The organism is Streptomyces sp. B8-7, from assembly GCF_058833805.1.
Window position 1 is genome coordinate 19,145 of sequence record NZ_JBYRRL010000006.1, and the last position, 22,532, is coordinate 41,676.

At 73.6% G+C, this 22,532-nt stretch carries 18 protein-coding genes; 11 read left to right on the forward strand and 7 right to left on the reverse strand.

Annotated features, from left to right (window positions below; genetic code table 11):
* Positions 1-626 precede the first annotated feature (626 nt).
* On the reverse strand, positions 627-890 hold the full coding sequence (locus tag AC5K6T_RS28405; protein ID WP_003975777.1) for a WhiB family transcriptional regulator: 264 nt from the start codon (positions 888-890) through the stop codon (positions 627-629).
* 791 nt (positions 891-1,681) lie between these two features.
* Between AC5K6T_RS28405 and AC5K6T_RS28410 the strand changes: the two genes are divergently transcribed.
* From AC5K6T_RS28410 to AC5K6T_RS28425, 4 genes are all read left to right on the forward strand, one after another.
* On the forward strand, positions 1,682-2,185 hold the full coding sequence (locus AC5K6T_RS28410) for a cysteine dioxygenase (protein WP_493213550.1): 504 nt from the start codon (positions 1,682-1,684) through the stop codon (positions 2,183-2,185).
* A gap of 33 nt (positions 2,186-2,218) precedes the next feature.
* Positions 2,219-3,280, forward strand: coding sequence for a 2-phospho-L-lactate transferase (locus AC5K6T_RS28415; protein WP_493213552.1), 1,062 nt, complete (start codon positions 2,219-2,221; stop codon positions 3,278-3,280).
* Positions 3,277-4,581 carry a coenzyme F420-0:L-glutamate ligase gene (locus AC5K6T_RS28420; protein ID WP_493213554.1) on the forward strand — a complete coding sequence of 435 codons (1,305 nt, stop codon included), beginning with the start codon at positions 3,277-3,279 and terminating at the stop codon, positions 4,579-4,581. Before AC5K6T_RS28415 ends, AC5K6T_RS28420 begins: the two co-directional genes overlap by 4 nt.
* Before the next feature lie 168 nt (positions 4,582-4,749).
* Entirely contained in the window at positions 4,750-5,754 is a 1,005-nt protein-coding gene (locus AC5K6T_RS28425) for a DNA-3-methyladenine glycosylase family protein (RefSeq protein ID WP_493213556.1), read from the forward strand.
* Positions 5,755-6,324: 570 nt separating this feature from the next.
* On the opposite strand, the gene manB is transcribed toward AC5K6T_RS28425, so the two are convergent.
* Both manB and AC5K6T_RS28435 read right to left on the reverse strand, forming a co-directional pair.
* Positions 6,325-7,407, reverse strand: a complete 1,083-nt coding sequence (manB, locus tag AC5K6T_RS28430; protein WP_493213558.1) for a mannose-1-phosphate guanylyltransferase — start codon at positions 7,405-7,407, stop codon at positions 6,325-6,327.
* Positions 7,408-7,579: 172 nt separating this feature from the next.
* Positions 7,580-9,193: a peptidoglycan recognition protein family protein gene (locus tag AC5K6T_RS28435; RefSeq protein ID WP_493213560.1), complete on the reverse strand. Its 1,614-nt coding sequence runs from the start codon at positions 9,191-9,193 to the stop codon at positions 7,580-7,582.
* A gap of 175 nt (positions 9,194-9,368) precedes the next feature.
* Here AC5K6T_RS28435 and AC5K6T_RS28440 point away from each other — a divergent pair, with 175 nt between their 5' ends.
* From AC5K6T_RS28440 to AC5K6T_RS28455, 4 genes are all read left to right on the forward strand, one after another.
* Positions 9,369-10,127, forward strand: coding sequence for a TIGR03089 family protein (locus tag AC5K6T_RS28440; RefSeq protein WP_493213562.1), 759 nt, complete (start codon positions 9,369-9,371; stop codon positions 10,125-10,127).
* A gap of 240 nt (positions 10,128-10,367) precedes the next feature.
* A complete protein-coding gene (locus AC5K6T_RS28445) occupies positions 10,368-11,660 on the forward strand; it encodes an LCP family protein (RefSeq protein ID WP_493214281.1) in 1,293 nt (430 codons plus the stop codon).
* A 254-nt stretch (positions 11,661-11,914) separates the two neighbouring features.
* Positions 11,915-13,675 carry an LCP family protein gene (locus AC5K6T_RS28450; RefSeq protein WP_493213564.1) on the forward strand — a complete coding sequence of 587 codons (1,761 nt, stop codon included), beginning with the start codon at positions 11,915-11,917 and terminating at the stop codon, positions 13,673-13,675.
* Positions 13,676-13,765: 90 nt separating this feature from the next.
* Entirely contained in the window at positions 13,766-15,460 is a 1,695-nt protein-coding gene (locus tag AC5K6T_RS28455) for an LCP family protein (protein WP_493213566.1), read from the forward strand.
* A 187-nt stretch (positions 15,461-15,647) separates the two neighbouring features.
* Here the strand turns inward: AC5K6T_RS28455 and AC5K6T_RS28460 are convergent, their stop codons facing one another.
* Positions 15,648-16,685, reverse strand: coding sequence for a glycosyltransferase family 2 protein (locus AC5K6T_RS28460; protein WP_493213568.1), 1,038 nt, complete (start codon positions 16,683-16,685; stop codon positions 15,648-15,650).
* Positions 16,686-16,889: 204 nt separating this feature from the next.
* On the opposite strand from AC5K6T_RS28460, the gene AC5K6T_RS28465 reads away from it, so the two are divergent.
* A complete protein-coding gene (locus AC5K6T_RS28465; protein WP_493213570.1) occupies positions 16,890-18,416 on the forward strand; it encodes an LCP family protein in 1,527 nt (508 codons plus the stop codon).
* A gap of 114 nt (positions 18,417-18,530) precedes the next feature.
* Here the strand turns inward: AC5K6T_RS28465 and AC5K6T_RS28470 are convergent, their stop codons facing one another.
* Positions 18,531-19,088: an acyl-CoA thioesterase gene (locus tag AC5K6T_RS28470; RefSeq protein ID WP_493213572.1), complete on the reverse strand. Its 558-nt coding sequence runs from the start codon at positions 19,086-19,088 to the stop codon at positions 18,531-18,533.
* A gap of 120 nt (positions 19,089-19,208) precedes the next feature.
* Here AC5K6T_RS28470 and AC5K6T_RS28475 point away from each other — a divergent pair, with 120 nt between their 5' ends.
* Positions 19,209-20,519 (forward strand): LCP family protein, encoded by a 1,311-nt coding sequence (locus AC5K6T_RS28475; protein ID WP_493213574.1) that lies wholly within the window; start codon positions 19,209-19,211, stop codon positions 20,517-20,519.
* Here AC5K6T_RS28475 and AC5K6T_RS28480 read toward each other — a convergent pair.
* Positions 20,506-20,958, reverse strand: a complete 453-nt coding sequence (locus AC5K6T_RS28480; RefSeq protein WP_493213576.1) for a class I SAM-dependent methyltransferase — start codon at positions 20,956-20,958, stop codon at positions 20,506-20,508. The two genes, AC5K6T_RS28475 and AC5K6T_RS28480, sit on opposite strands and share 14 nt — an antisense overlap.
* 38 nt (positions 20,959-20,996) lie before the next feature.
* A complete protein-coding gene (locus AC5K6T_RS28485) occupies positions 20,997-21,446 on the reverse strand; it encodes an ATP-binding protein (protein WP_493213578.1) in 450 nt (149 codons plus the stop codon).
* A gap of 230 nt (positions 21,447-21,676) precedes the next feature.
* On the opposite strand from AC5K6T_RS28485, the gene AC5K6T_RS28490 reads away from it, so the two are divergent.
* Positions 21,677-22,531, forward strand: a complete 855-nt coding sequence (locus AC5K6T_RS28490) for a helix-turn-helix domain-containing protein (RefSeq protein WP_493213580.1) — start codon at positions 21,677-21,679, stop codon at positions 22,529-22,531.
* Position 22,532 lies beyond the last annotated feature (1 nt).

Genomic DNA, 22,532 nt, shown 5'->3' on the forward strand with positions numbered 1-22,532 from the left:
CAGTGCTCTGCGGTGCGATCAGTGCTCTGCGGTGCGATCAGTGCTCTGCGGTGCGATCAGTGCTCCCGATAGCGGGCGGCGCTCACCGACGCGATCGGTGCTCACAGAAGCGGGCGGCGCTCTCCGACGCGACCCGTGCTCCGCACTGCGACCGGCGCTCACGGATGCGACCCATGCTCACCGACGCGACGGGCGCTCTGCACCGCGACCCGCGCTCTGCACCGCGACCGGCGCTCTCCGAGACGAGCAGAGCACCCTTACGACCAAGCCCCGCCCTCGCGATCAGTGCTCTCTGAAGTGATCGGCGCTCACGAATGCGACCCATGCTCACCGACGCGACGGGCGCTCTGCACCGCGACCCGCGCTCTGCACCGCGGCCGACGCTCTCCGATGCGGCCGACGCTCTGTACTGCGACCCGTGCTCTGCACCGCGACCCGCGCTCACTTCTGCGAAACGGCGCTCACTCTTGCGACCGGCGCTCACTCCTGCGACTGGTGCTCGCGTTCGTGATCGGCGCTGACAGCGGGCGCCGGCGTTCGGCCTCACAGTCCCTGCCGGCCCTCGGGGCCTTGCTCCGTCGAGCCGGCGGGCGGGGCCGAGCCCGGGCCGCGGAACGGGCGGCGGATCAGACGGCTGCCTTCTTCAGGCGGCGGCGCTCCCGTTCGGAGAGGCCGCCCCAGATGCCGAAGCGTTCGTCGTTGGCGAGGGCGTATTCGAGGCACTCGGAGCGGACCTCACAGGCGAGGCAGACCTTCTTGGCCTCGCGGGTGGAGCCGCCCTTCTCGGGGAAGAAGGACTCGGGATCGGTCTGGGCGCACAGCGCGCGCTCCTGCCAGCCGAGTTCCTCGTCCGCGTCGTCGACCAGCAGTTGCTGCACCAGCTCGGTCATGTGCGCCCCTCGTCTGTCTTTCGCGTCCCCGTGATGTGGCCGTTACCGAAACCGGCTGAACGACACGAGTGAAATTACAAGTGTGCTGCTCCGGGCGAGTCAAGCCGAGATCTGCTATTGGGCCCCTTATTCACTCTGCGGAACCAAGGCGGTGCGGAAAGTGTTCAAATCGCCATAAACCTTGACATGCAGACAGGGGTCCGGAGGGTTTCCGGCCCCGCACAGAGCTGTACGGAGAAGGACGCCCGGACGTTCGATCCCGTTCCGGCACGCGTGGCGAAGCGAACCGGATCACAGCGAGATCACGGGTTCGCAACGAGGCTTGCGCGCCCGGTTGTGCGCCTTGTGTCCCCGGCCCTCGCTGAACAAACCTTTCGCCAGCGAGGTGCACCGGAAGAGGTGAAGCGCGTCCCACATACCGGGCGTCGAGTTGACAGTGCAGGTGTGAGCCGCTGTCCTTGGGGCATGCTCGCGAACTCGGCACTCGTCTCGACCCGCTCCGCCGGGTCCCCCGGTGCTGCCCCCGTTCGCCGTAGCTGTTGCTGTTGTCCCGGTTGTTGAGCCCCACGCGCGCTCCAGCCGCACCCTGATCCCAGCGGAGTCCACCGCCGACTCCACCGGAGTCCACCGCGACCCGGCGGTTCCGTCTCCGCCGCCCGTACCCGGGCACTCCCCGCTCCCCCCCCCCCGGGAGCCGTCCCCCGTCACCCGGGCGGACGGTACGCGGCACCCGGCCGGCTCCCGCCGTCCCCCGCTCCCCGCCCCGACCTCCCCGAGGAACCACCCCGCTCATGAACAGCGACAGCGACCTCCAGATCGCCGGCGACATCCTCGAAGTGCAGCACCTCCTCCAGGCTCCGCGCGAGCACCCGGTGACCGTCGCCGAGTTCGCCGGTCTGGCCCGCTCCATCGCCGCCGACCGCTCCCAGTGGGAGCCCCTCGTCCGGTACGACGCCACCACCCGCTGGTACCACCGGCTGCGCACCGGCCCCGGCTACGAGGTGTGGCTGCTGTCCTGGGTGCCCGGCCAGGGCAGCGGACGGCACGACCACGGCCGCTCCTGCGGTGTGCTCACCGTGCTGGACGGCACCCTGACCGAGCGGGCCGGACGCACCGGGGGCGCCACGCGCGCGCTGACGGCGGGCGCCCAGCGCGTGTTCGCCCCCGGCTACGTGCACGAGGTCGTCAACGACGCTCTGGTGCCCGCGGTCAGCCTGCACATCTACCACCCCGGCCTGACCGAGATGCCGATGCACACGACGCCGCACTGCGAGACCCGACCCGTGACCGCCTGACGCGATGTCGGACCCGCCTGCAAGACTTGGCGCATGCGCATTGTGGTTCTGGCAGGCGGCATCGGCGGTGCCCGGTTCCTGCGTGGTCTGAAGCAGGCCGCGCCGGACGCGGACATCACCGTCATCGGCAACACCGGGGACGACATCCACCTGTTCGGGCTGAAGGTGTGCCCGGACCTGGACACGGTGATGTACACGCTCGGCGGCGGCATCGACGAGGAGCAGGGCTGGGGGCGTTCCGGCGAGACGTTCCACCTCAAGGAGGAGCTCGCGGCGTACGGGGTCGGCCCCGACTGGTTCGGGCTGGGCGACCGGGACTTCGCCACGCACATCGTGCGCACCCAGATGATGGCCGCCGGGTATCCGCTGAGCGCGGTCACCGAGGCCCTGTGCGACCGCTGGCGGCCCGGGGTGCGGCTGATCCCGATGACCGACGACCGCGTCGAGACCCATGTGGCCGTCACCCTGCCGGACGACGGCGCCACGCCCGGGTCCGGCAGCACGGCCTCCGGCGGCACAGCCTCCGGCTCCGACACCGGCCCCGCCTCCGGTTCCGGCTCCGGTTCCGGCTCCGGTGAGCGCAGGGCGATCCATTTCCAGGAGTACTGGGTGCGGCTGCGCGCGTCGGTGCCCGCCGAGGCCGTCGTCCCGGTGGGCGCGGAGCAGTCCAAGCCCGCACCCGGCGTGCTGGAGGCCATCGCCGCCGCGGACGTGGTGCTCTTCCCGCCGTCCAACCCCGTCGTCTCCATCGGGACGATCCTGGCCGTGCCCGGCATCCGCGAGGCGATCGCCGAGGCGGGGGTGCCGGTGGTCGGTCTCTCCCCCATCGTGGGCGACGCCCCCGTGCGCGGCATGGCCGACAAGGTCCTCGCCGCGGTGGGGGTCGAGTCCACGGCCGCGGCGGTGGCCGAGCACTACGGCTCGGGCCTGCTCGACGGCTGGCTCGTCGACACCGCCGACGCGGCCTGTGTGGAGCGTGTGGAGACGGCCGGCATCCGGTGCCGTGCGGTCCCGCTGATGATGACCGGCCTGGACGCGACCGCGCGCATGGCCGGTGAGGCGCTCGCGCTCGCCGAGGAGGTGCGCACGCCGTGACCGCGACGCCCCCGGGCTACCGCGTCTGGGCGGTTCCCGGCCTCCCCGAGGTCGCCGCCGGCGACGACCTGGCCAAGCTCATCGCCGCCGCCGAGCCGGACCTGGCCGACGGGGACGTCGTCCTGGTCACCTCCAAGATCGTCTCCAAGGCGGAGGGGCGGGTCGTCCGGGCCGCCGACCGGGAGGCCGCGATCGACGCCGAGACCGTCCGGGTGGTGGCCCGCCGCGGCCCGCTCCGGATCGTCGAGAACCGCCAGGGCCTGGTCATGGCCGCGGCCGGCGTCGACGCCTCCAACACCCCGGCCGGCACGGTGCTGCTGCTCCCCGAGGACCCCGACGCCTCCGCCCGTGCGCTCCGCGAGGGCCTGCGGGCCGTCCTCGGCGTCGACGTCGGCGTCGTCGTCACCGACACGTCCGGGCGGCCCTGGCGGTCCGGACTCACCGACATCGCCGTCGGCGCCGCCGGTGTGCACGTGCTGGACGACCTGCGCGGCGGCACCGACGCGCACGGCAACCCGCTCAGTTCGACCGTCGTGGCCACCGCCGACGAACTCGCCGCGGCCGGCGACCTCGTGAAGGGCAAGGCGGCCGGGCTGCCGGTGGCCGTGGTGCGCGGACTGCCCCGGGTGACCGGCCCGACCGCGGCCGGCGCGCGCGACCTCGTCCGGGACGCCGGCAGCGACATGTTCCGCCTGGGCACCTCGGAGGCGGTCCGCGAGGCGGTCGCGCAGCGCCGTACCGTCCGCGCCTTCACCGACGAACCCGTCGATTCCGGCGCGGTCCGCCGGGCGGTGGCCGCGGCGATCACCGCGCCCGCACCGCACCACACCACGCCCTGGCGGTTCGTCCTGCTGGAGTCCCCGGGGTCGCGCACCCGGCTCCTGGACGCGATGCGCGACGCCTGGATCGCCGACCTGCGCCGCGACGGCAGGAGCGAGGAGTCCATCGCCCGGCGCGTCCGCCGCGGCGACGTCCTGCGCAACGCGCCGTACCTCGCGGTGCCCTGCCTCGTCATGGACGGCTCCCACACCTACGGCGATCCGCGGCGCGACGGCGCCGAGCGGGAGATGTTCGTGGTCGCCGCGGGCGCCGGCGTGCAGAACTTCCTCGTGGCCCTCGCCGGGGAGCAGCTCGGCTCCGCCTGGGTGTCCTCCACGATGTTCTGCCGGGACGTCGTCCGCGAGGTGCTGGGCCTGCCGGAGCACTGGGACCCGATGGGCGCGGTGGCGATCGGCCGGCCCGCCTCGCCGCCCGGGCCGCGCGGCGACCGCGACGCGGCGGCCTTCGTGGAGGTGCGGTGACCGGGACCGTGCGGCGGCGGCCCGCCGCGGCGGGCACGGCCGGGGGCGGGGCGGCTGCCGGGCGCGCGGCCGGCGCGGGTGTGTCGTACGTCTACGGGCGAGTGGTCCCCGCCGGGCCGGCCGGGCTCGTACGCTCGTAGGACCGACCGGCTTCCCAGGGACCTCATCGTGGCAGGACGCTTCGCTCCGCGCCCCACGCGTACGACCGTGCGCGGGGGTCATGTGCCGCTGCCCGCGGGCGAGCCGGGGCCGGCCGCGGAAGCGGGACGGGTACGGACGTACGTTCCGCCGGGACCGCTGGATCTCGGACTGGTGCTGGGCCCGCTGCGGCGCGGACCCGCCGACCCGACGTTCCGGGCGACCCCGGACGGCGCGGTGTGGCGGGCCAGCCGGACGCCCTCCGGGCCGGGAACCCTGCGGGTGTCCGCACGCGGCGGCGAGGTGTGCGGCCAGGCGTGGGGCCCCGGCGCCGACTGGCTCCTGGAGCGGCTGCCGGAGCTGCTCGGCGCGGCGGACGACCCGGACGCGTTCGCGCCCCGGCACCGGCTGGTCGCGACGGCCCGGCACCGGAGGCCGGGCCTGCGGCTGACCCGGACCGGGCTCGTCCTGGAGTCGCTGATCCCGTCCGTGCTCGAACAGAAGGTCACGACCGACGAGGCGTACCGGGCCTGGCGGCTGCTCGTGCGGAGGTTCGGCGAGCCCGCGCCGGGGCCCGCGGCCGGCGGGCGGCTGTGGGTGATGCCCGCCCCGCGGACCTGGGCCTTGATCCCCTCCTGGGAGTGGCACCGCGCCGGAGTCGACGACAAGCGGGCCACGACGGTGCTGCGCGCGGTGCGCGTCGCCGCCCGGCTCGAAGAGGCGACGGGGATGGCGCCGGAGGCGGCGCGGGCCCGGCTGGAGCTGGTGCCCGGCATCGGCCCCTGGACCTCCGCGGAGACCGTGCAGCGCAGCCACGGGGCCCCGGACGCCGTCACCGTCGGCGACCTCCATCTGCCGGGGATCGTGGGGTGGGCGCTGGCCGGGGACCGCTTCGCCGACGACGCGGTGATGCTGCGTCTGCTGGAGCCCTACGCCGGGCAGCGGCACCGGGCCGCCCGGCTGATCCTGCTCAGCGGCCGCACCCCGGCACGGCGGGCGCCCCGGATGACCAGGGGAGACATCGGGCGGCTGTGAGGGGGCGACGCCGCCCGGCGCCGCGACACGCACGGGCGGCGTCGACCGTGCCCAGGACGCCTCTCACCGGTCGGGCCGGATTCGGCCGGTCCCAAGCCCGGTTCCGCAGGTCCCAGACCGGGTTCCGCAGGTCCCAGACCGGGTTCCGCAGATCCCAGACCGGGTTCCGCAGGTCGCGGCCCGGGCTCCGCCGGCCCCAAGCCCGATTCCGCAGATCCCAGACCCGATTCCGCAGGTCGCGGCCCGGGCTCCGCCGGCCCCAAGCCCGATTCCGCAGGTCGCGGCCCCGATTCCGCAGATCCCAGACCGGGTTCCGCAGGTCCCAGACCGGGTTCCGCAGGTCGCGGGCCGGATTCCGCAGGTCGCGGCCCGATTCCGCAGGCCCCAAGCCCGGTTCCGCAGGTCGCGGGCCGGGTTCCGCGCCAGGAGGGGCCCCGGTGGCAGAGCCGCCTCCCGCCCCCGCTCCCCCGCCTGCCGCCCGGGCCGCCTCCCGCCGTCCGGGCCCGCCGCTCCGGGACGTTCGACCCCTGCCGGTCCGGGGAGAACCATCACCGGTCCAGGGGAGAACCCCTACCGGTCCGGGGAGAAGCGGAGGGCCGCTGCCGGGATGCGGGCGTCGCACCAGACGCGGGCGCCGTCGAGGAGTTCGTTGTCGGCGCCGACGACCGCGCCGTCGCCGACGACCGTGCCGGTGAGGACGGAGCGGGTGCCCACCCGGGCCCGGCTGCCGATGAGGGAGTCGGTGACGATCGCGCCGGGCTCGATCACCGCACCCGGCAGGATCGTCGAGCCGAAGACCCGGGCGCCCTCGGCGACGAGCGCGCCCTCGCCGACCACGGTTCCACCCGCCAGCTTCGCGTCCGGTGCCACGGTCGCCGTGGGGAGGATCAGCCGGTCGCCGCAGCGGCCGGGGACCGCCGGGGACGGGGCGCGCCCCAGGACGAGGTCGGCCGAGCCGCGGACGAACGCGGCCGGTGTGCCGAGGTCGAGCCAGTACGTGCTGTCGACCAGGCCCTGGAGGTGTGCTCCCGCGGAGAGCAGGCCGGGGAAGGTCTCGCGCTCCACGGAGACGGGGCGGCCGGCCGGGATCGCGTCGATGACGGAGCGGCGGAAGACGTAGGCGCCGGCGTTGATCTGGTCGGTGACGATCTCCTGGGGCGTCTGCGGCTTCTCCAGGAAGGCCAGCACCCTGCCGGTGCCGTCGGTGGGCACCAGCCCGTAGGCGCGCGGGTCGGTCACCTTCGTCAGGTGCAGGGAGACGTCCGCGCCGGTCCGTTCGTGCGTGCCGGCCAGGGCTCCGATGTCCAGGCCGGTCAGGATGTCGCCGTTGAAGACCAGCACCGGGTCGTCCGGCCCGGAGTGCAGCCGGGACGCCGCGTTGCGGATCGCGCCGCCGGTGCCGAGGGGCTCGTCCTCCGTGACGTACTCGATGCGCAGTCCCATGGACGCGCCGTCGCCGAAGTACGGCCGGAAGACGTCCGCGAGATAGGACGTCGCGAGGACGATGTGCTCGACCCCCGCCGCCCGCGCCCGCGCCAGCTGGTGCGTGAGGAACGGCACCCCCGCCGCCCTGACCATCGGCTTCGGCGTGTACACCGTGACCGGGCGCAGCCGGGTTCCCTTGCCGCCGACCAGGAGGATCGCTTCTGTCACCTGTCGTCTCCGCTTCCTGCCGGGACCGGCCGGACGGTCGTCCGGCCGGTGTGTGCAGTCCGTCGTCCGGCACCTTCGGCTGTCGGCGATGACGCGTCACTCCCCCCGGTGGTTGAGTCCGCCCCCGGGTGTGGTCCCGGTCCGCCGGGTGGACACCGGGGGCTGGAGCGGGTCAACGGCCCTGGTAGCGGGCCGCGTCCGAGCGGACCGAGCCGAGTCTGCCGTACAGGTGGCCGCCGGGGCACTGCGTGGCGAAGGTGTCCCGGTGGCCGGAGATCACGCTCAGTCGTACGTTCTTGCCCTTCTGGTAGAGGTTTCCACCGCCGGAGGTGAGATACGTCTTCCCCGCCGGGTTCATTCCGTCGAGTCCGAGCTTCCAGGCCGTCAGCCGGGCGACGGCGGTCACCGCGTCGCCCGAGGGTTTGGCGGAGGTGAACGTGCCGAGGACGGCGATCCCGGTGCTGTAGCTGTTGAAGCCGCGTGTGTGGGCGCCCATCACCGGCTTCGCCACGCCGCCGGCCCGTCCCTCGTAGATGGTTCCGCACTTGTCGACGAGGAAGTTGTAGCCGATGTCCCGCCAGCCCATGCTCCGGACGTGGTAGCGGTAGATGGCGCGGATGACGGACGGGGCCTGCGCACAGGTGTAGTTGTTGCCGGTGACGGTGTGGTGCACGAACCCGGCCTTGACCTGCTTGGTGTACAGGAACTTCTTCTCGCGCAGGCTCTCGTCGGCGCCCCAGCCGTGCCGGGTGACGATGCGCGGGCGCGGCCCGATCTTCTTGGGTCCGGCCTGTGCCGCGGGTGCTCCCTGCGAGGCCGCCCCCTCCTCGTTGTCCTCGGCGTCGCCGCGGCTCTGGGCGGGGATCTCCAGGGCGCCGGGCGGGGCGAGCCCGGCGTTGGCGGCCCAGGCTGCGGCGGCCTCGGGGCTGAGCACGGCGGCACGCCGGGCGTCGAGCGGGACGGCGCCGTGGGCGCGGGGGCCGGCGGGGACACGGCCGGTCCGGCCCGGGTCGACCAGTTCCAGGCGCAGGCCGGAGGGCAGGGCCGGTGCGCCGGAGCCGGTGCGGGCCGCGCGGCCGGACCCGTCGGTGTGGGCCGGCTCCGCGGCCCGGACGCGGACCTCGACGCCGTCGGAGTCGCCCACCCACAGGGGCGCGGTGGCGCCGCGGACGGTGCGGGCGGCGCCCTCGCCGGTGTCCGGGTCGGGGGCGTGCTCGTGGTTGTGGGTCCCCACGTCCTGCCAGCCCGACCACCGTTCGGTGGTGGCGTCGCGGACGCGGACCCGGACGCTGCCGTGGAGTTCGGCACGCGGGTCGTCCCACACCACGCCGACGAGCGAGAAGTGCCGTACCTCGCGACGGGGCAGGCCCTGTACGGCGGCGGAGCCGGAGGCACGGTCGGCGGTGAGCGGCACCAGCGGCACGGACCGGGTGTCACCGGGGACGGCCGCGGCGGGGTCCCCCATGGCTGCGGCGGCCGGGGCTCCGAGGGCGCCCGCGGACGAGGCCGGGAGGGCGTCCGCGGCGGCCGCGCCGGACGAGGCGCCGGCCGTACCGCCGGTGCGGGCCGCGGCGGTACGGCCGGGGACGGCCCCGGAGGTGCCGCCGGCCAGGGCCGCGGGGGCCGCGGGGGCCGCGGAGGTGTCGCCCGCCGCGGCGGAGGACGGGCCGGTGGCCTGCTCCGCGGACGCTGCCGGGACCGTCGCCACGCGGGTGGGCAGGGCCGGCGGAAGTGCGAGAGCGGCCGCGCAGGCGGCGCCGATGGAGAAGGCAAGAAGTCCACGCATGCCCCTGATCCTGGACATGGTCATACAAATCTGTCCATCGGGGACTTGACGGTGCGTCGGCCGTCGTTGCGCCGAACCGGTGACCCGTGCTGGGCCGAACCGGTGGTGTGCGCTGGGCCGATCCGGTGGCCGGGCGTTCCGGCGCGGGTGCGCGGGCACGCGTACGCTTGCGCGAGTGAATGCGACCGACCGTACCCCTGCCGACCTGCTGCGTTCCGCGCTCGCCGCGGACCCCGCACGCCCCCTCGTCACGTTCTACGACGACGCCACCGGTGAGCGCGTCGAACTGTCCGTCGCCACCTTCGCCAATTGGGTGGCCAAGACCGCCAACCTCCTCCAGGACGGCATGTCCGCCGAGCCGGGTGAGCGGGTGGCGCTGCTGCTGCCCGCGCACTGGCAGACGGCCGTGTGGCTGCTGGCCTGCTCGTCGGTGGGCGTGGTGGCCGACGTGGACGGCGACCCGGCGCGGGCCGGCCATGTGGTGGCCGGGCCGGACCGGTTCGAGGAGGGGCTGGCCTGCGGCGGCGAACGGTACGCGCTGTCGCTGGCTCCGCTGGGCCGGCGTTTCGTACCGGGCCCGCCTCCCGGCTATGCGGACTACGCCGTCGACGTGCCGGGGCACGGGGACCGGTTCGCGCCGTACGCGCCGGTGGATCCGGAGGAGCCCGCACTGGTGGTGGCCGGGGCGGAGTTCACGGGTGCCGAGGTGGTGGAACGGGCCCGGGCCGAGGCGGGGCCGCTGGGGCTGACCGGGCCCGGCTCCCGGCTGCTGTCCGGGCTGCCGTACGACACGTGGGAGGGGCTGAGCGCGGGGCTGTACGCGCCGCTGGCCTCCGGCGGGTCGGTGGTGCTGTGCCGGAACCTGGCGCAGGCCTCGCAGGAGACGGTGGCCCGCCGGATCGACAGCGAGCGGGTCACCGCGACGGCCCGCTGAGCCTCCGGCAGGCCCGGCAGCGGGGTGGGCTGCCGGGCCGCCTCCTCCCGGGCTCCCCCGCGGCGCGGCCCCCGTTCGGCCCAGTCCCACCCCGCATCAGGCCCCCGTCCACGGCATCGTCGTAGGCGCAGGACGACACGCCCGTACGCCGCGAGGGGGGGGGCAGCCGTGATCGACGAAGTCGGGAACGAGGGCGGGAACGACGGCGGCGGGCGAACCGGCGGTGAGACCGGGAGCGCGGTGCGGAGGCCGGGGGCGGCGGGTGCCGGGGCGGCTGCGTCGGGTCCCGGACCGGCGCGGCGGCGGCGTCGGCGCTGGGTGCGCGGGGCCGCGTTCGGGGCGGCCGTCCTCGTGGCCGCCGCGGTGGGCACCGGCTGGGTCGTCTACACCAAGCTCGACGGGAACATCACCGCCGACGAGGCCGCCGCCGCCGAACTCGCCCGGTACGAGAAGGAGCGGCCGACCTCGCTGGTGAAGGGCGCGCAGAACCTGCTGCTGATCGGCTCGGACTCGCGGTCGGGCGCGGACAACGGCCGGTACGGCCGGGACTCGGGGACCGAGCGGTCGGACACGACGATCCTGCTGCACCTGTCGGCGGGCCGGCACAGCGCCACCGCGGTCTCGCTGCCGCGCGACCTGATGGTGGACGTGCCCGGCTGCCGGCGGCGCGACGGCAGCCGCGCCGAGCCGACGTTCGCGATGTTCAACTACGCCTTCGAGACCGGCGGTTCGGCGTGCACGATCCGGACCGTGGAGAAGCTCACCGGCATCCGGATCGACCACCACGTGGTGGTGGACTTCAGCGGCTTCAAGCGGATGGTCGACGCGCTGGACGGCGTCGAGATCTGCGTCGCCGAACCCATCCGGGACAAGGCCGCCAAGCTGCGGCTCCCCGCCGGGCGGGTCCGGCTGAACGGGGAGCAGGCACTCGGCTACGTGCGGGCCCGCAAGTCCCTCGGCAACGGCAGCGACACCGACCGCATGGACCGCCAGCAGCGCTTCCTCGGCGCGCTCCTCAGCGAGGTGCGCGGCACCGACGTGCTGCTGAACCCGGTCAAGCTGTATCCCGTGCTGGACGCGGCGACGTCCTCCCTGACCACCGACCCGTCACTGGCCAGCCTGCGCGGTTTGTACGAACTCGTCCGCGGTGTCCGGGACATCCCCACCTCACGGGTGCAGTTCCTGACGGTCCCGCGGGAGGCGTACGCCTACAACGCCAACCGCGACCAGCTCGTCGAGCCGGAGGCGCGGAAGCTGTTCGCGCGACTGCGCACGGACGCGCCGGTCGCGGTGACCGGGAATCCGCGGAATTCCCCCGCGAACACGAACACGAACACGAACACGAACACGAACACGGACACGGACACGGACACGGACACAGATACGGACACGGACGCGAACACGGAGACGGACGCGAACACGGACTCCGGCACGGAAACGCAGTCGAACGGTCACGCAGAGTACGGAAATGACGGCGCTTCTCCCGCGCCCACGTTCCGCGGGAACACGGCCGCGGAGGACGACTGCGGGTAAAGCCATCCTCAAGACGGACACCCCGGACGAACGCGCGTTCAAAGAATTGGGCGGGATTGCCCGGTTGTAGGGGCGTGGAATTTGTCACCGTCGTCGCTCCACGCTGAACTGGGCGGATAGTGTGAGCGCTTCCGGTGCCCCCGGCTCAGCGACCCGACCGGTCCTGTCCCGGGGTCGCGCACTGCTTGTACGAGACCCGAGCGCCTTTGAAGGGAGAAGGCGCCGCGTGGCCCCGACGGAGGATTCGGACAACCGTGGACGCGCAAGGCCGTGGGCGGGCGGACAACATCGACCCCGCAGACCAGTGGGTGCTCAATCCGAACACCGGCGAATACGAACTGCGACTGGGTCATCCCGCAGCGCAGTCACCGGTGCCGGGGCCGCGTGCCGACGCGCGCCACGCCGCGCAGGGCGCGCCCCGTGCGCGTACCGCCGCGCCGGCCGGCCGCGGTGCGCCCGGGGCTCCGGGCCGCGAGGACGCGCCGCCCGGACGCCAGGTCCCGCCGCCGCGGCGGCGCCGTCCGGGGACCGGGGAGCCCGCGCCGGGCCGGCGCGGGCGGCGGCCGGCGAAGAAGGCCCGCGGCAAGAGGATCCTGGTATGGACCGGCGGCTCGATGGCGCTGGTCCTGCTGGTCGCCGGCACCGCCGGGTACCTGTATCTCAAGCACCTCGAGGGCAACGTCAGCACCACGGACGTCGGGAACGCGGGGGCGAGCAGTTTCAGCAAGGACGAGGCGTTCAACATCCTGCTGATCGGCACCGACAAGCGCACCGGCGAGGGCAACGAGGGCTACGGCGACGCCGACAACTCGGCCGGGCACGCCGACACGACGCTGCTGCTGCACGTCGCGAAGGACCGGACGAACGCCACCGTGCTGAGCATCCCCCGCGACCTGATCGCCGACGTCCCCGACTGCGAGACGAAGCAGGACGACGGCAGCACCGTGACGGTCCCCGGCGAGCAGGGGACGCACTTCAACTACAGCCTGGGGGTCAGCGGCCGCGACGCGGGCTGCACCATGCGCACCGTCGAGGACCTGACCGGTATCAAACCGGACCACTTCATGATGGCGGACTTCAACGCGATCAAGACGCTGACCACGGCCGTGGGCGGCGTCGACGTGTGCGTCGAGAAGGCCGTCGACGACCCCAAGTCCCATCTCAAGCTCCCCGCCGGGGAGTCCACCATCGAGGGCGAGCAGGCGCTGGCGTTCGTCCGCACCCGGCACGCCTGGGGCAACCAGGGCGACCTGGACCGCATCAAGGTGCAGCAGCAGTTCCTCGCCTCGCTGATGCGGAAGATGTCCTCCGGCGACACGCTGACCAGCCCCACGAAGCTGCTGAAACTGGCGGAGGCCGCCACCAAGGCCCTCACGGTCGACACGGCCATCGGCAAGGTCTCCACGCTCAAGGACGTCGCCCTGGAGCTGAAGAAGGTGCCGACGAAGAACATCTCGTTCACCACCGTGCCGGTGCTGGACAATCCGGCGGAGACGACCAAGGTCACGGTCGTCCTCAACGAGGCGAAGGCGCCCCCGATCTTCGACGCCATCAAGAACGACGTCTCCTTCACCGAGGTCAAGCAGGAGCAGCAGAAGGAGAAGGCGGCGGTCGCGGCCCGGCTGAAGGGCACCAAGGCGCCCGCCTCCGATGTACGGGTTCAGATCTTCAACGGCGGGGCACCCGCCGGGTCCGCGCAGCAGACCCTGAACTGGCTCCAGTTGGAGGAGGGCGTGACCAAGTCGGAGAACGGCGGCAACGCGCCCGCCGAGATCGCGAAGACCACGCTGGAGTACGCGCCGGAGCAGGCCGACCAGGCCCGTGCGCTCGCGGCGATCATGGGGCTGCCGGGTGCGGCGATGAAGCCGGGCGAGAGTGTGACCAACTCCCAGGGTCTGCCGACGATGACCCTGACCCTGGGCAGGGACTTCAAGGGTGCGGGGATCCCGCTGACCGGTCCGGTCAAGGTCGACGCGGAGAAGTCCACAGCAGACAAGGTTCAGTGCGCCAGCTGAGCGTACGAGGCGACCGAACGGGCCTGCCGCGCGTCCTACCGGGCGAACGGCAGGCCCGTTCGACGGCCCAGGGGCGGGAAAGGACGCAGGGTGACGCGGAACGGCGTGAAGGAGGGGACGGCCGAGGCGGCCGGGCCCCCTCGCGGGCCGGGCGGAACGTCCGGCGCCGTGGCCGGCGGGAGTGCCGGCGGAACGGCCGGCGGAACGGCCGACGGGGGTGCGGCGGGTGACGGTGCGGCGGCCGCCGACGCCGCGGGGAGACCGCCGCAGGGGCGGCGGGGCGCGCTGCGCGGGCGTCGCGCGCTGAGATGGTCGGCGACCGTCCTCGCGGTGCTGATACTCGGCACGTCCGGCGCCGGCTACCTGTACTACCGCCACCTGAACGGCAACATCGAGAAGGGCGAGCGCAGCAGCGGCGACTCCAAGGCGACGAAGGCCACGCCGAACGCCGCCGGACAGACCCCGCTGAACATCCTGCTGATCGGCTCGGACAGCCGTGACTCCGACGAGAACGTGGCCCTCGGCGGCAGCCGGGACAACCGCGGCAACCCCCCGCTGGGCGACGTGCAGATGCTGATCCACCTGGCCGCGGACCGCAGGAGCGCCGCGGTGGTGAGCATCCCCCGGGACACCCGGGTCGACATCCCCGAGTGCACGGACCCGGAGACCGGGGAGACCTTCGGGGCGGCGGGCGGCATCATCAACGAGTCCCTGGCGCGCGGCGGCGCCGGCTGCACCCTCGCCACCTGGCAGAACCTCACCGGCATCTGGATCGACCACTGGATGACGATCGACTTCGCGGGCGTGGTGGACATGGCGGACGCGGTCGGCGGCGTCGAGGTCTGCGTCAACCAGAACGTCTGGGACCGCCCGCTGCCCGGGGTGCCCGGCGGCTCCGGTCTCCGGCTGACCGCGGGCACGCACCAGGTGAAGGGCAAGCAGGCGCTGCAGTGGCTGCGGACGCGGCACGCGTTCGGCAGCGACATACAGCGGGCCAGGGCCCAGCACCTCTATCTGACGTCGATGATCCGCGAGCTGCGGGGGCAGAACGTCTTCACCGACACCGGCCGGCTCATGGACCTCGCCGAGGCGGCCACGAAGGCCCTGACGGTGTCCGAGGAGGTCGGCTCGGTGAAGCGGTTGTACGACCTGGGCAGGGAGCTGAGGTCCGTGCCGCCGGACCGCATCACCATGCTGACGATGCCGTGGGTGGAGGACCCCCGGAACCGCAACCACGTGGTGCCGGACGGCGCCGACGCCGAGCAGGTGTGGGAGATGCTCCGCGACGACGTGCCGCTGGACGGCAACGGCCCGCGCGAGCCGTCGCCGGCGAGGACCGAGGAGGCCCGCTCGGCGGACCCGGCCGCGCCGGACGCGCAGATCGGGGTGCTGGTGCAGAACGCCACCCGGTCCGGCACGCTGGGCGTGGTCGACGGACGGGCGAGGGCCGTGACGCAGACCCTGGTGCAGAAGGGCTTCGCCCTGGCGGCGCCGGACACCTCCGCCTCGTACGCCGAGGAGCGCACCGTCGTGCGCTACCCCAGCGCCGACCTGGAGGGTGACGCCCGGCGGGTCGCCGCCGCGCTGGGGGTGCCGCTCAGCTCGGTGAAGCGGTCGACCGACGTGTCCGGGGTGACCCTGGTCGTGGGCGCCGACTGGCGCTCGGGCGCGGCCTACCCGAAGAAGGCCCCGCCGAAGGCCGGTGACCTGCCGGAGAACGCGGACGCCCTGAACGGCGCCGACAGCGGCACCTGCATGGACGTGTACGGGCCCTACCGCTGGTAGGGCCCGGCCGGGCGGGCACCCGACCGCGCCCGGGGGACGTCGGCGGCGCGGTGCGGGCCGGTACCCGGGTCCGCTCGGCGTACCGCGGGCGGTTCCGGCCGCGCGGTGCGTGAGGCGCGGGGGCGTCCAGCGAACCCGGCCCGGCCCGGCGCGTACCGGTGCGCCGGGGCGGCCCCGGCGGCCCGGCTCAGCGCGTGGCGTCCACGCCGGCCGCGGCGGGGCGGCGGGAGGCGATGACCTTCCGGGCGAGGGCCTTCGGGCTGGTCAGGAAGCCCCAGCCCCAGGACATGTGCATGGTGGCCAGGGCGAGGGGGATCTGCAGGCGGGCCTTCGGCGGCAGGCCGCGGCCCGCCGGGAGGGAGCCCGCGGTGATGGCCGCGAGGTATCCGCCGGGCACCAGCAGCGCCCACGGGGTGGCGAGGACGCCGAGCACCAGTCCGGCCGCGACGGCGCACAGGGCGGTGGGCGGCGCGAGGTAGCGCAGGTTGATGGAGCCGGCGTGGTAGCGGGCCACGACGTGCCGCCAGCGGCCGTAGTCCTTGTACTGCTTGGCGAGGGCCCGCATGCTCGGCCGGGGCCGGTACGACACCTTCAGTTCGGGCGAGAACCAGATCAGCCCGCCCGCCTCGCGGATGCGGAAGTTCAGCTCCCAGTCCTGGGCGCGGATGAACTCCTCGTTGTAGCCGCCCTGGCGTTCCAGGGCCTCGCGGCGGAAGACGCCGAGGTAGACGGTCTCGGCGGGGCCGGCCTGGCCCCCGGTGTGGAAGACGGCGTTGCCGACGCCGATCTTCGAGGTCATCGCGGCCGCGACGGCGTGCTCCCAGTCGTTCTCGCCCTCGGCGTGCATGATGCCGCCGACGTTCTGCGCGCCGGTCTCGGCCAGCAGCCGCACGGCGGTGGCGATGTAGTCCTGCGAGAGCATGCCGTGCCCGTCGACCCGGACCACGACCGGGTGCCGGGACGCCCGGATCGCCGCGTTGAGGGCGGCCGGCGTGCGCCCGGTGGGGTTGGGCACGGTGTGCACGCGGGGGTCCTCGCGCACCAGCTCGGCCGCGATCTCGTCGGTGCGGTCCGTGGACGGACCGAGAGCGATCACGACCTCCGTCTCGCCGGCGTACTCCTGCGCGAGGATCGCCTGGACGGAGCCGCGCAGGTGCCGCTCCTCGTTGAGGACGGGCATGATCACGGAAACGGCGGGGAGCTGCACGTCGGGATTGGTGTTCATCGGCGCTCACGTTACCGCGAACGGGGGACGGCGGTGTGACCCGGCCGTGTGGTGCACCGGAGTGGAGATCGTATGGACCTACGGTGTCAAGGCGTGTTGCGAAGCGGCGTCGTCCGCCCGGAGGGCCGGGCGGGGCTTTCGGAACCCGCCCCAGTGGATCCCGGATCCCGGTCTCCCGGTCACGGCCTCGCCCGGAGGTGTCCCTTGCCCACGCCGCCCAGGTCCCACGGCCGGCCCCAGCCCCCGTCGCAACCCCGGCCGCAGCCCGCGTCGGCCGCCCGGCCGCGAGGGGCGTCGCAGCCCCCGGCCCGCCGCCCCCGGCACCCCGGGCGGCGTCCCGGCCCGCGGCTCCGGCGGCCCCGCTGGGCCACCCGGGCGGTGACGGCCCTGTCGGTGGTGGTGCTGGCGTCCGCCGGGATCGGGCACGCCGTCGTCACCAGCCTCGACGCGGACATCGCCCGGGTGGACCCGTTCCGGGACATGAAGAACCGGCCGCAGGCCGGGCACGGCATGAACGTCCTGCTGGTCGGCACCGACGGCCGCGACGAGATCGGCGAGGCCGAGCGGCGCGCCTACCGGCTGGGCGGCGAACCCTGCCACTGCACCGACACGATCATGATCGTGCACATCTCGGAGGACCGGGAGCGGGCCAGTGTGGTCTCCCTGCCGCGCGACTCCTACGCGGAGCTGCCCGAGCACGTGGACCGTACGAGCGGTGAGCGGCACCACGCCCATCCGGTGAAGCTGAACGCGGCCTACGCCGAGGGCGGGCCGCAGCTGACCGTGCGGACGGTGGAGCGCATGACCCGGGTGAAGATCGACCACTATCTGGAGGTCGACTTCACCAGCTTCATGCGGACCGTGGACGTCCTCGGCGGCGTCCGCATCTGTACGACGGCCCCGCTGAAGGACGGTTACACGGGCCTGGACCTCCCGGCCGGGCCGCACGACCTGAACGGCGGCCAGGCCCTGCAGTACGTGCGCTCCCGGCACGTCGACGGCGCCTCCGACCTCGGCCGTATGCAGCGCCAGCAGCGGTTCCTCGCGGCGCTGGTGGAGCGGGCCACGTCCTCGGGCATCCTGCTGAACCCGCTGAAGTTCCGGGACGTGACCCGGGCGGTGCTCGGCTCGGTCCGCGCGGACAAGGGCTTCGGCACGGACGAACTGCTGGACCTGGGCCGCGCGATGCGCGACTTCTCGCCCTCCTCGTCGGAGTTCGCCACCGTCCCCATCGGGCAGATGGGCTACACGGTGAAGGGCATCGGCTCGACGCTGAAGTGGGACCCGGTGAAGTCGGCCCGCCTGTTCCGGTCCCTGCGTGACGACAGGCCGCTGGCCGTGCCCCGCCTCCGCGGCGCGGAGGTCCGGGTGCCGGTCGCGCCGCAGCAGATCCGCGTCCAGGTGGAGAACGGCACCGGCACGGCCGGGCTGGGCCGCGAGGTCGACGGCGCGCTGGCCGCCGCCGGCTTCCGCACCAGCCACCGGCCGACGGACTCCGCACAGCCCGCGCGGGAGCGCACCCTGGTCGCGTACGACCCGCGCTGGGACAGGTCGGCGAAGTCCCTCGCCGCGGCCCTCCCCGGCAGCGAACTGCAGGCCGTCGAGGGGCAGGGCGGCGTCCTGAAGGTCGTCGTGGGCTCGGACTACACGCGCGTGCGGAAGGTGCGGGCGGAGGACGCCCGGCAGGGGGAGTTCGGGGTGGTGCGGGGCGACGAGGTGGGCTGCCCGTAGGGGGCCCGGCCGGACTCCGGCCGAGGGGCGCTCCGGCGAGGGGACCCCGGCCCGTCGTGAGATGCGCGGCCCCCGGGTCCGGCCCGGGCCCGGCCGCGCCGACGGCCGCGGCGGTCAGTCCTGGTAGCCCTCCGCGGCCCGCTGCTCGCGCAGCTCGCGGATGGCGCGGCGGCGGGCGAGGCGGTGGGTGCGGCGGATCTGGGCCTCCTGGTAGCGGCGCTTGTCCCGCTCGGTCTCGGGGACGACCGGGGGCACGGTGCGCGGCTTGCCCTCGGCGTCCACCGCGGCGAACACGAGGTAGGCCGAGCCGACCTGGGTGGCGGGCGTGGACTCGTTCCAGCGTTCGGCGAGGACCCGTACCCCGACCTCCATGGAGGTGCGGCCGGTCCAGTTGACCTGGGCCTTGACGTGGACGAGGTCGCCCACGCGGACCGGCTCCAGGAAGGCCATCTCGTCCATCGACGCGGTGACGGCGGGGCCGCCGCTGTGCCGTCCGGCCACGGCGCCCGCCGCGTCGTCCACCAGCTTCATGATCACGCCGCCGTGCACGGTGCCCAGCAGGTTGGTGTCGCTGTGGGTCATGATGTGGCTGAGGGTGGTGCGGGACGCCGAGGTCGGCTTGCCCGGAATGCCGGCGTTGTCCATGGCGATGCCGGTGGCCTGGTCTGTCATGACCCCCACCCTAAGCCGAAGCGACGGACTCGGGACTTTGTGTCGGATTGGCAACAGCACCGCCCCTGTTTTCCCACCGGCTCTGTCAGACACCCGGCCGCGCCGGGCACACTGTGCCGCATGAACGAATGGCCCGAGGGATGGCCCGACGACAACCGCGGCAGACGCGGTCCCGCCCACGGCCGCGGCAGCGCGGGCGCCCGGCCCGAGGGCCCGCGCGTCATGCGGCAGGTCCGGCGCGGCCCGGCCGGCGGCGGCCGGCCGGCACCGCCGCAGCAGCAGCCGGGGGTGCCGCAGCAGCCGTCGTACGTCGACGGCGGTGACGGCGGTGACGGGTACGGCGGCTACGACAGCGGCTACAACACCGGACAGGTCTACGGCAGCCCCTCCGGCGGCGGCCGCGGCGGCGGTCCGGGGGGCACCGGGCACCCCGGCGGCGGAGCCCGGCCCCGGCCGGACTGGCGGCGCCGCATCAAGTGGACCGCGATCACGCTGAGCACCGTGCTGGTCGTCACGGCGGTGGGCACCTACTTCTGGGCCGACTCCAAGCTCAACCGCGAGGTCGACCTCTCCAAGGTCATCGAGAGACCCGAGGCGGGCGAGGGCACGAACTACCTCATCGTCGGCTCCGACTCCCGCGCGGGCATGACCGACGAGCAGAAGAAGCAGCTGCACACCGGCTCCGCCGAGGGCAAGCGCACCGACTCGATGATGGTCCTGCACACCGGCGGCGGCGCCCCGACACTGGTCTCCCTGCCCCGCGACTCCGACGTGGAGATCCCCACCTTCAAGGGCTCCGAGTCGGGCAAGATCTACCAGGGCACCGGCCGGCGCGTGAAGCTGAACGCCGCGTACGCCGAGGACGGCCCCGAACTGCTGGTGCGCACCGTCGAGTTCAACACCGGCCTGCACATCGACCACTATGTCGAGATCGGCTTCGCCGGGTTCGCGAACATCGTGGACGCGGTCGGCGGGGTGGAGATGGACATCCCGAAGGCCTTCAAGGACAAGAAGTCCGGCGCGGACTTCCAGCAGGGCAGACAGACCCTGAACGGCGAGGAGGCCCTCGCCTTCGTCCGCACCCGGTACGCCTTCGCCGGCTCCGACCTGGACCGCACCAAGAACCAGCAGAAGTTCCTCTCCGCCCTCGCCAACCAGGTGGCCACCCCGGGCACGGTCCTCAACCCCTTCAAGCTCTACCCGACCATGGGCGCGGGCCTGGACTCCCTGATCGTCGACAAGGACATGGGGCTGTTCGACCTGGCCGGCATGTTCTGGGCGATGAAGGGCGTCAGCGGCGGCGACGGCACCTCGATGAACATGCCCCTGGCCGGCTCCACGGGCGGCAACCTCCTCTGGGACAAGGCGAGGGTCAAGACGCTGGTGCAGCAGCTGAAGAACGACGAGAAGGTCACCGTCACCGGCGACTGACCCGGTCCGCGCCGCCGCAGCCTTCCTCTGGCGGCGGCGCGGACCGGCAACGCCCGTTCCGCACCACCGCGTGCCCCTTCATGGAGTTGCCGACGACTGCCCCGAACTCCTGGTCCGGGAAGGGCAGTTCCGGCAGCGCGGCCACGTCGGCGGCGACCCCGCGGGCCTGTGCCGCCTCGGCCATCGCGGGCTCGGCGTCGACCGCCCGCACCCGTGCGCCGCGCTCCTGCGCCGCGAGGGCCACGGTGCCGGTGCCCGTCCCCACGTCCAGCAGGTACGTCCCGGCCCCGACGCCCGCCGCGTCCAGCAGCCGGGGCACGGGATGCGCGCACAGCCGGGCGAAGCCCGCCCCGTACGCGGCGGCCTTCCCGGCCCACATCCGCCGCTCGGCGCGGTCGAACGCCGTGGTGCGCGCGGTCTCGGGCGCCTGGTCGGACATGGAGCCGACTCCCCTCCTCCGGATTGAAAGGATCAACCCTAGCCTCGCCCTCCGGCCTCGAACCAGAGCAGTTTCCCGGCGCCACGCCCGGGGAGACCGTCCCCGAGCGCCCACCCGCCCCAGGAGTCGGCGTACTCCTGCACCAGGTACAGCCCGCGCCCGCCGCCCACGTCGGGCGGAGCGGGTGCGATCCGCTCTCCGGGCGGCCTGGCGAACGGAGCGGGGATGTACGGGTGGCTGTCCCACACCCCGACCCGAAGCCGTCCGTCCCCCAGCGCGGTCAGCCGCAGCGAGCAGGGGCCTCCGGAGTGCCGGTAGGCGTTGGTCACCAGCTCGGACGCCAGCAGTTCCACCGTGTCCAGCAGTTCGCGTCTGCCGTGGCCGCACAGGGCGGCCCGTACGGTCATACGTGCGACACGTGCGGCTCTCGGGTCGTGCGGCAGACGCAGGGCGTACACCCAGGTGTCGGGCAGGGATACGGTGCCCATGGAGGCCTCCGGGTTCTGCAGAGAGGGGGGTTCGGGCTTGCCCAACGACCGCGCCGAGCGGTGGCAGTGCCTGACGAGGTGCGCTTCCGGCTTACGGGGGCGGGGAGTTGAGCGGCACGGACTACCGTAGACACCCACTGGGAGATTCATCTTCCAAATTGAAGAGATGTAACCGCAATTGACCCGTGTGGGTGACGCGTCCACCGCCCAGCGGCCTGAGAGAAGGTGCCTTGCCGCCCGTCAACAACCCCACCCTCCGCCAGCGCCGGCTCGGCGCCGAACTGCGCAAGCTCCGCGAACGCGCGGGGTTCACCGTTACGCAGGCGGCCGTGCACCTGGGCGTCAACCAAGGACGCGTCAGCATGATCGAGACCGGTCGCAGCGCGCTCAGCGCCGACCTTGTCCGGGGGATGGCGTCGGCCTACGACTGCGCCGACGAGCAGTTGATCAACGCCCTCGCCGAGATGACCGGGCGCCGGGTTCGCGGTTGGTGGGACGAGTACCGCGAGCACCTGCCCGCAGCTCTTGTCGATCTTGCCGAGCTGGAGCACCACGCCACCGGCCTGCGCGTGGCCCTCGCCATGCACATCCCGGCCCTCCTGCAGACCACCGACCATGCCCGCGCCCTGTTCCGGGCCGTGGTACCGCCCATGCGGCAGTACGAGATCGAGCACCGACTCACCCATCGGATCAAACGCCAGGGCATCCTCCATCGCGACAGCCCTCCCCCTTACTCGGCGATCATCCACGAATCGGCCCTGCGCATGGGCTTCGGCGGCCCCGCCGTCGCGCGCGCTCAACTCGAGCACCTGCTGGACATGGCTGAGCTACCGCACGTCACAGTCCGGGTGATCACTTTCGGGGCGGAGTTCTACCCCAGTACTGGGCAGTCGTTCGACTACGTCACGGGGGCCGTGCCTCAACTCGACACCGTGCAACTTGATACCCACCACGGCGGCTGCGGATTCCTTGACGCAGAGGCCCAGTTGAGCAAGTACCGTGCCGTGCTGAGTCACATGGAGTCCTGCGCTCTCGGCACCGGCGAGACACGCGACTTCGTCCAGACGCTCATCCGGCACATGTGAG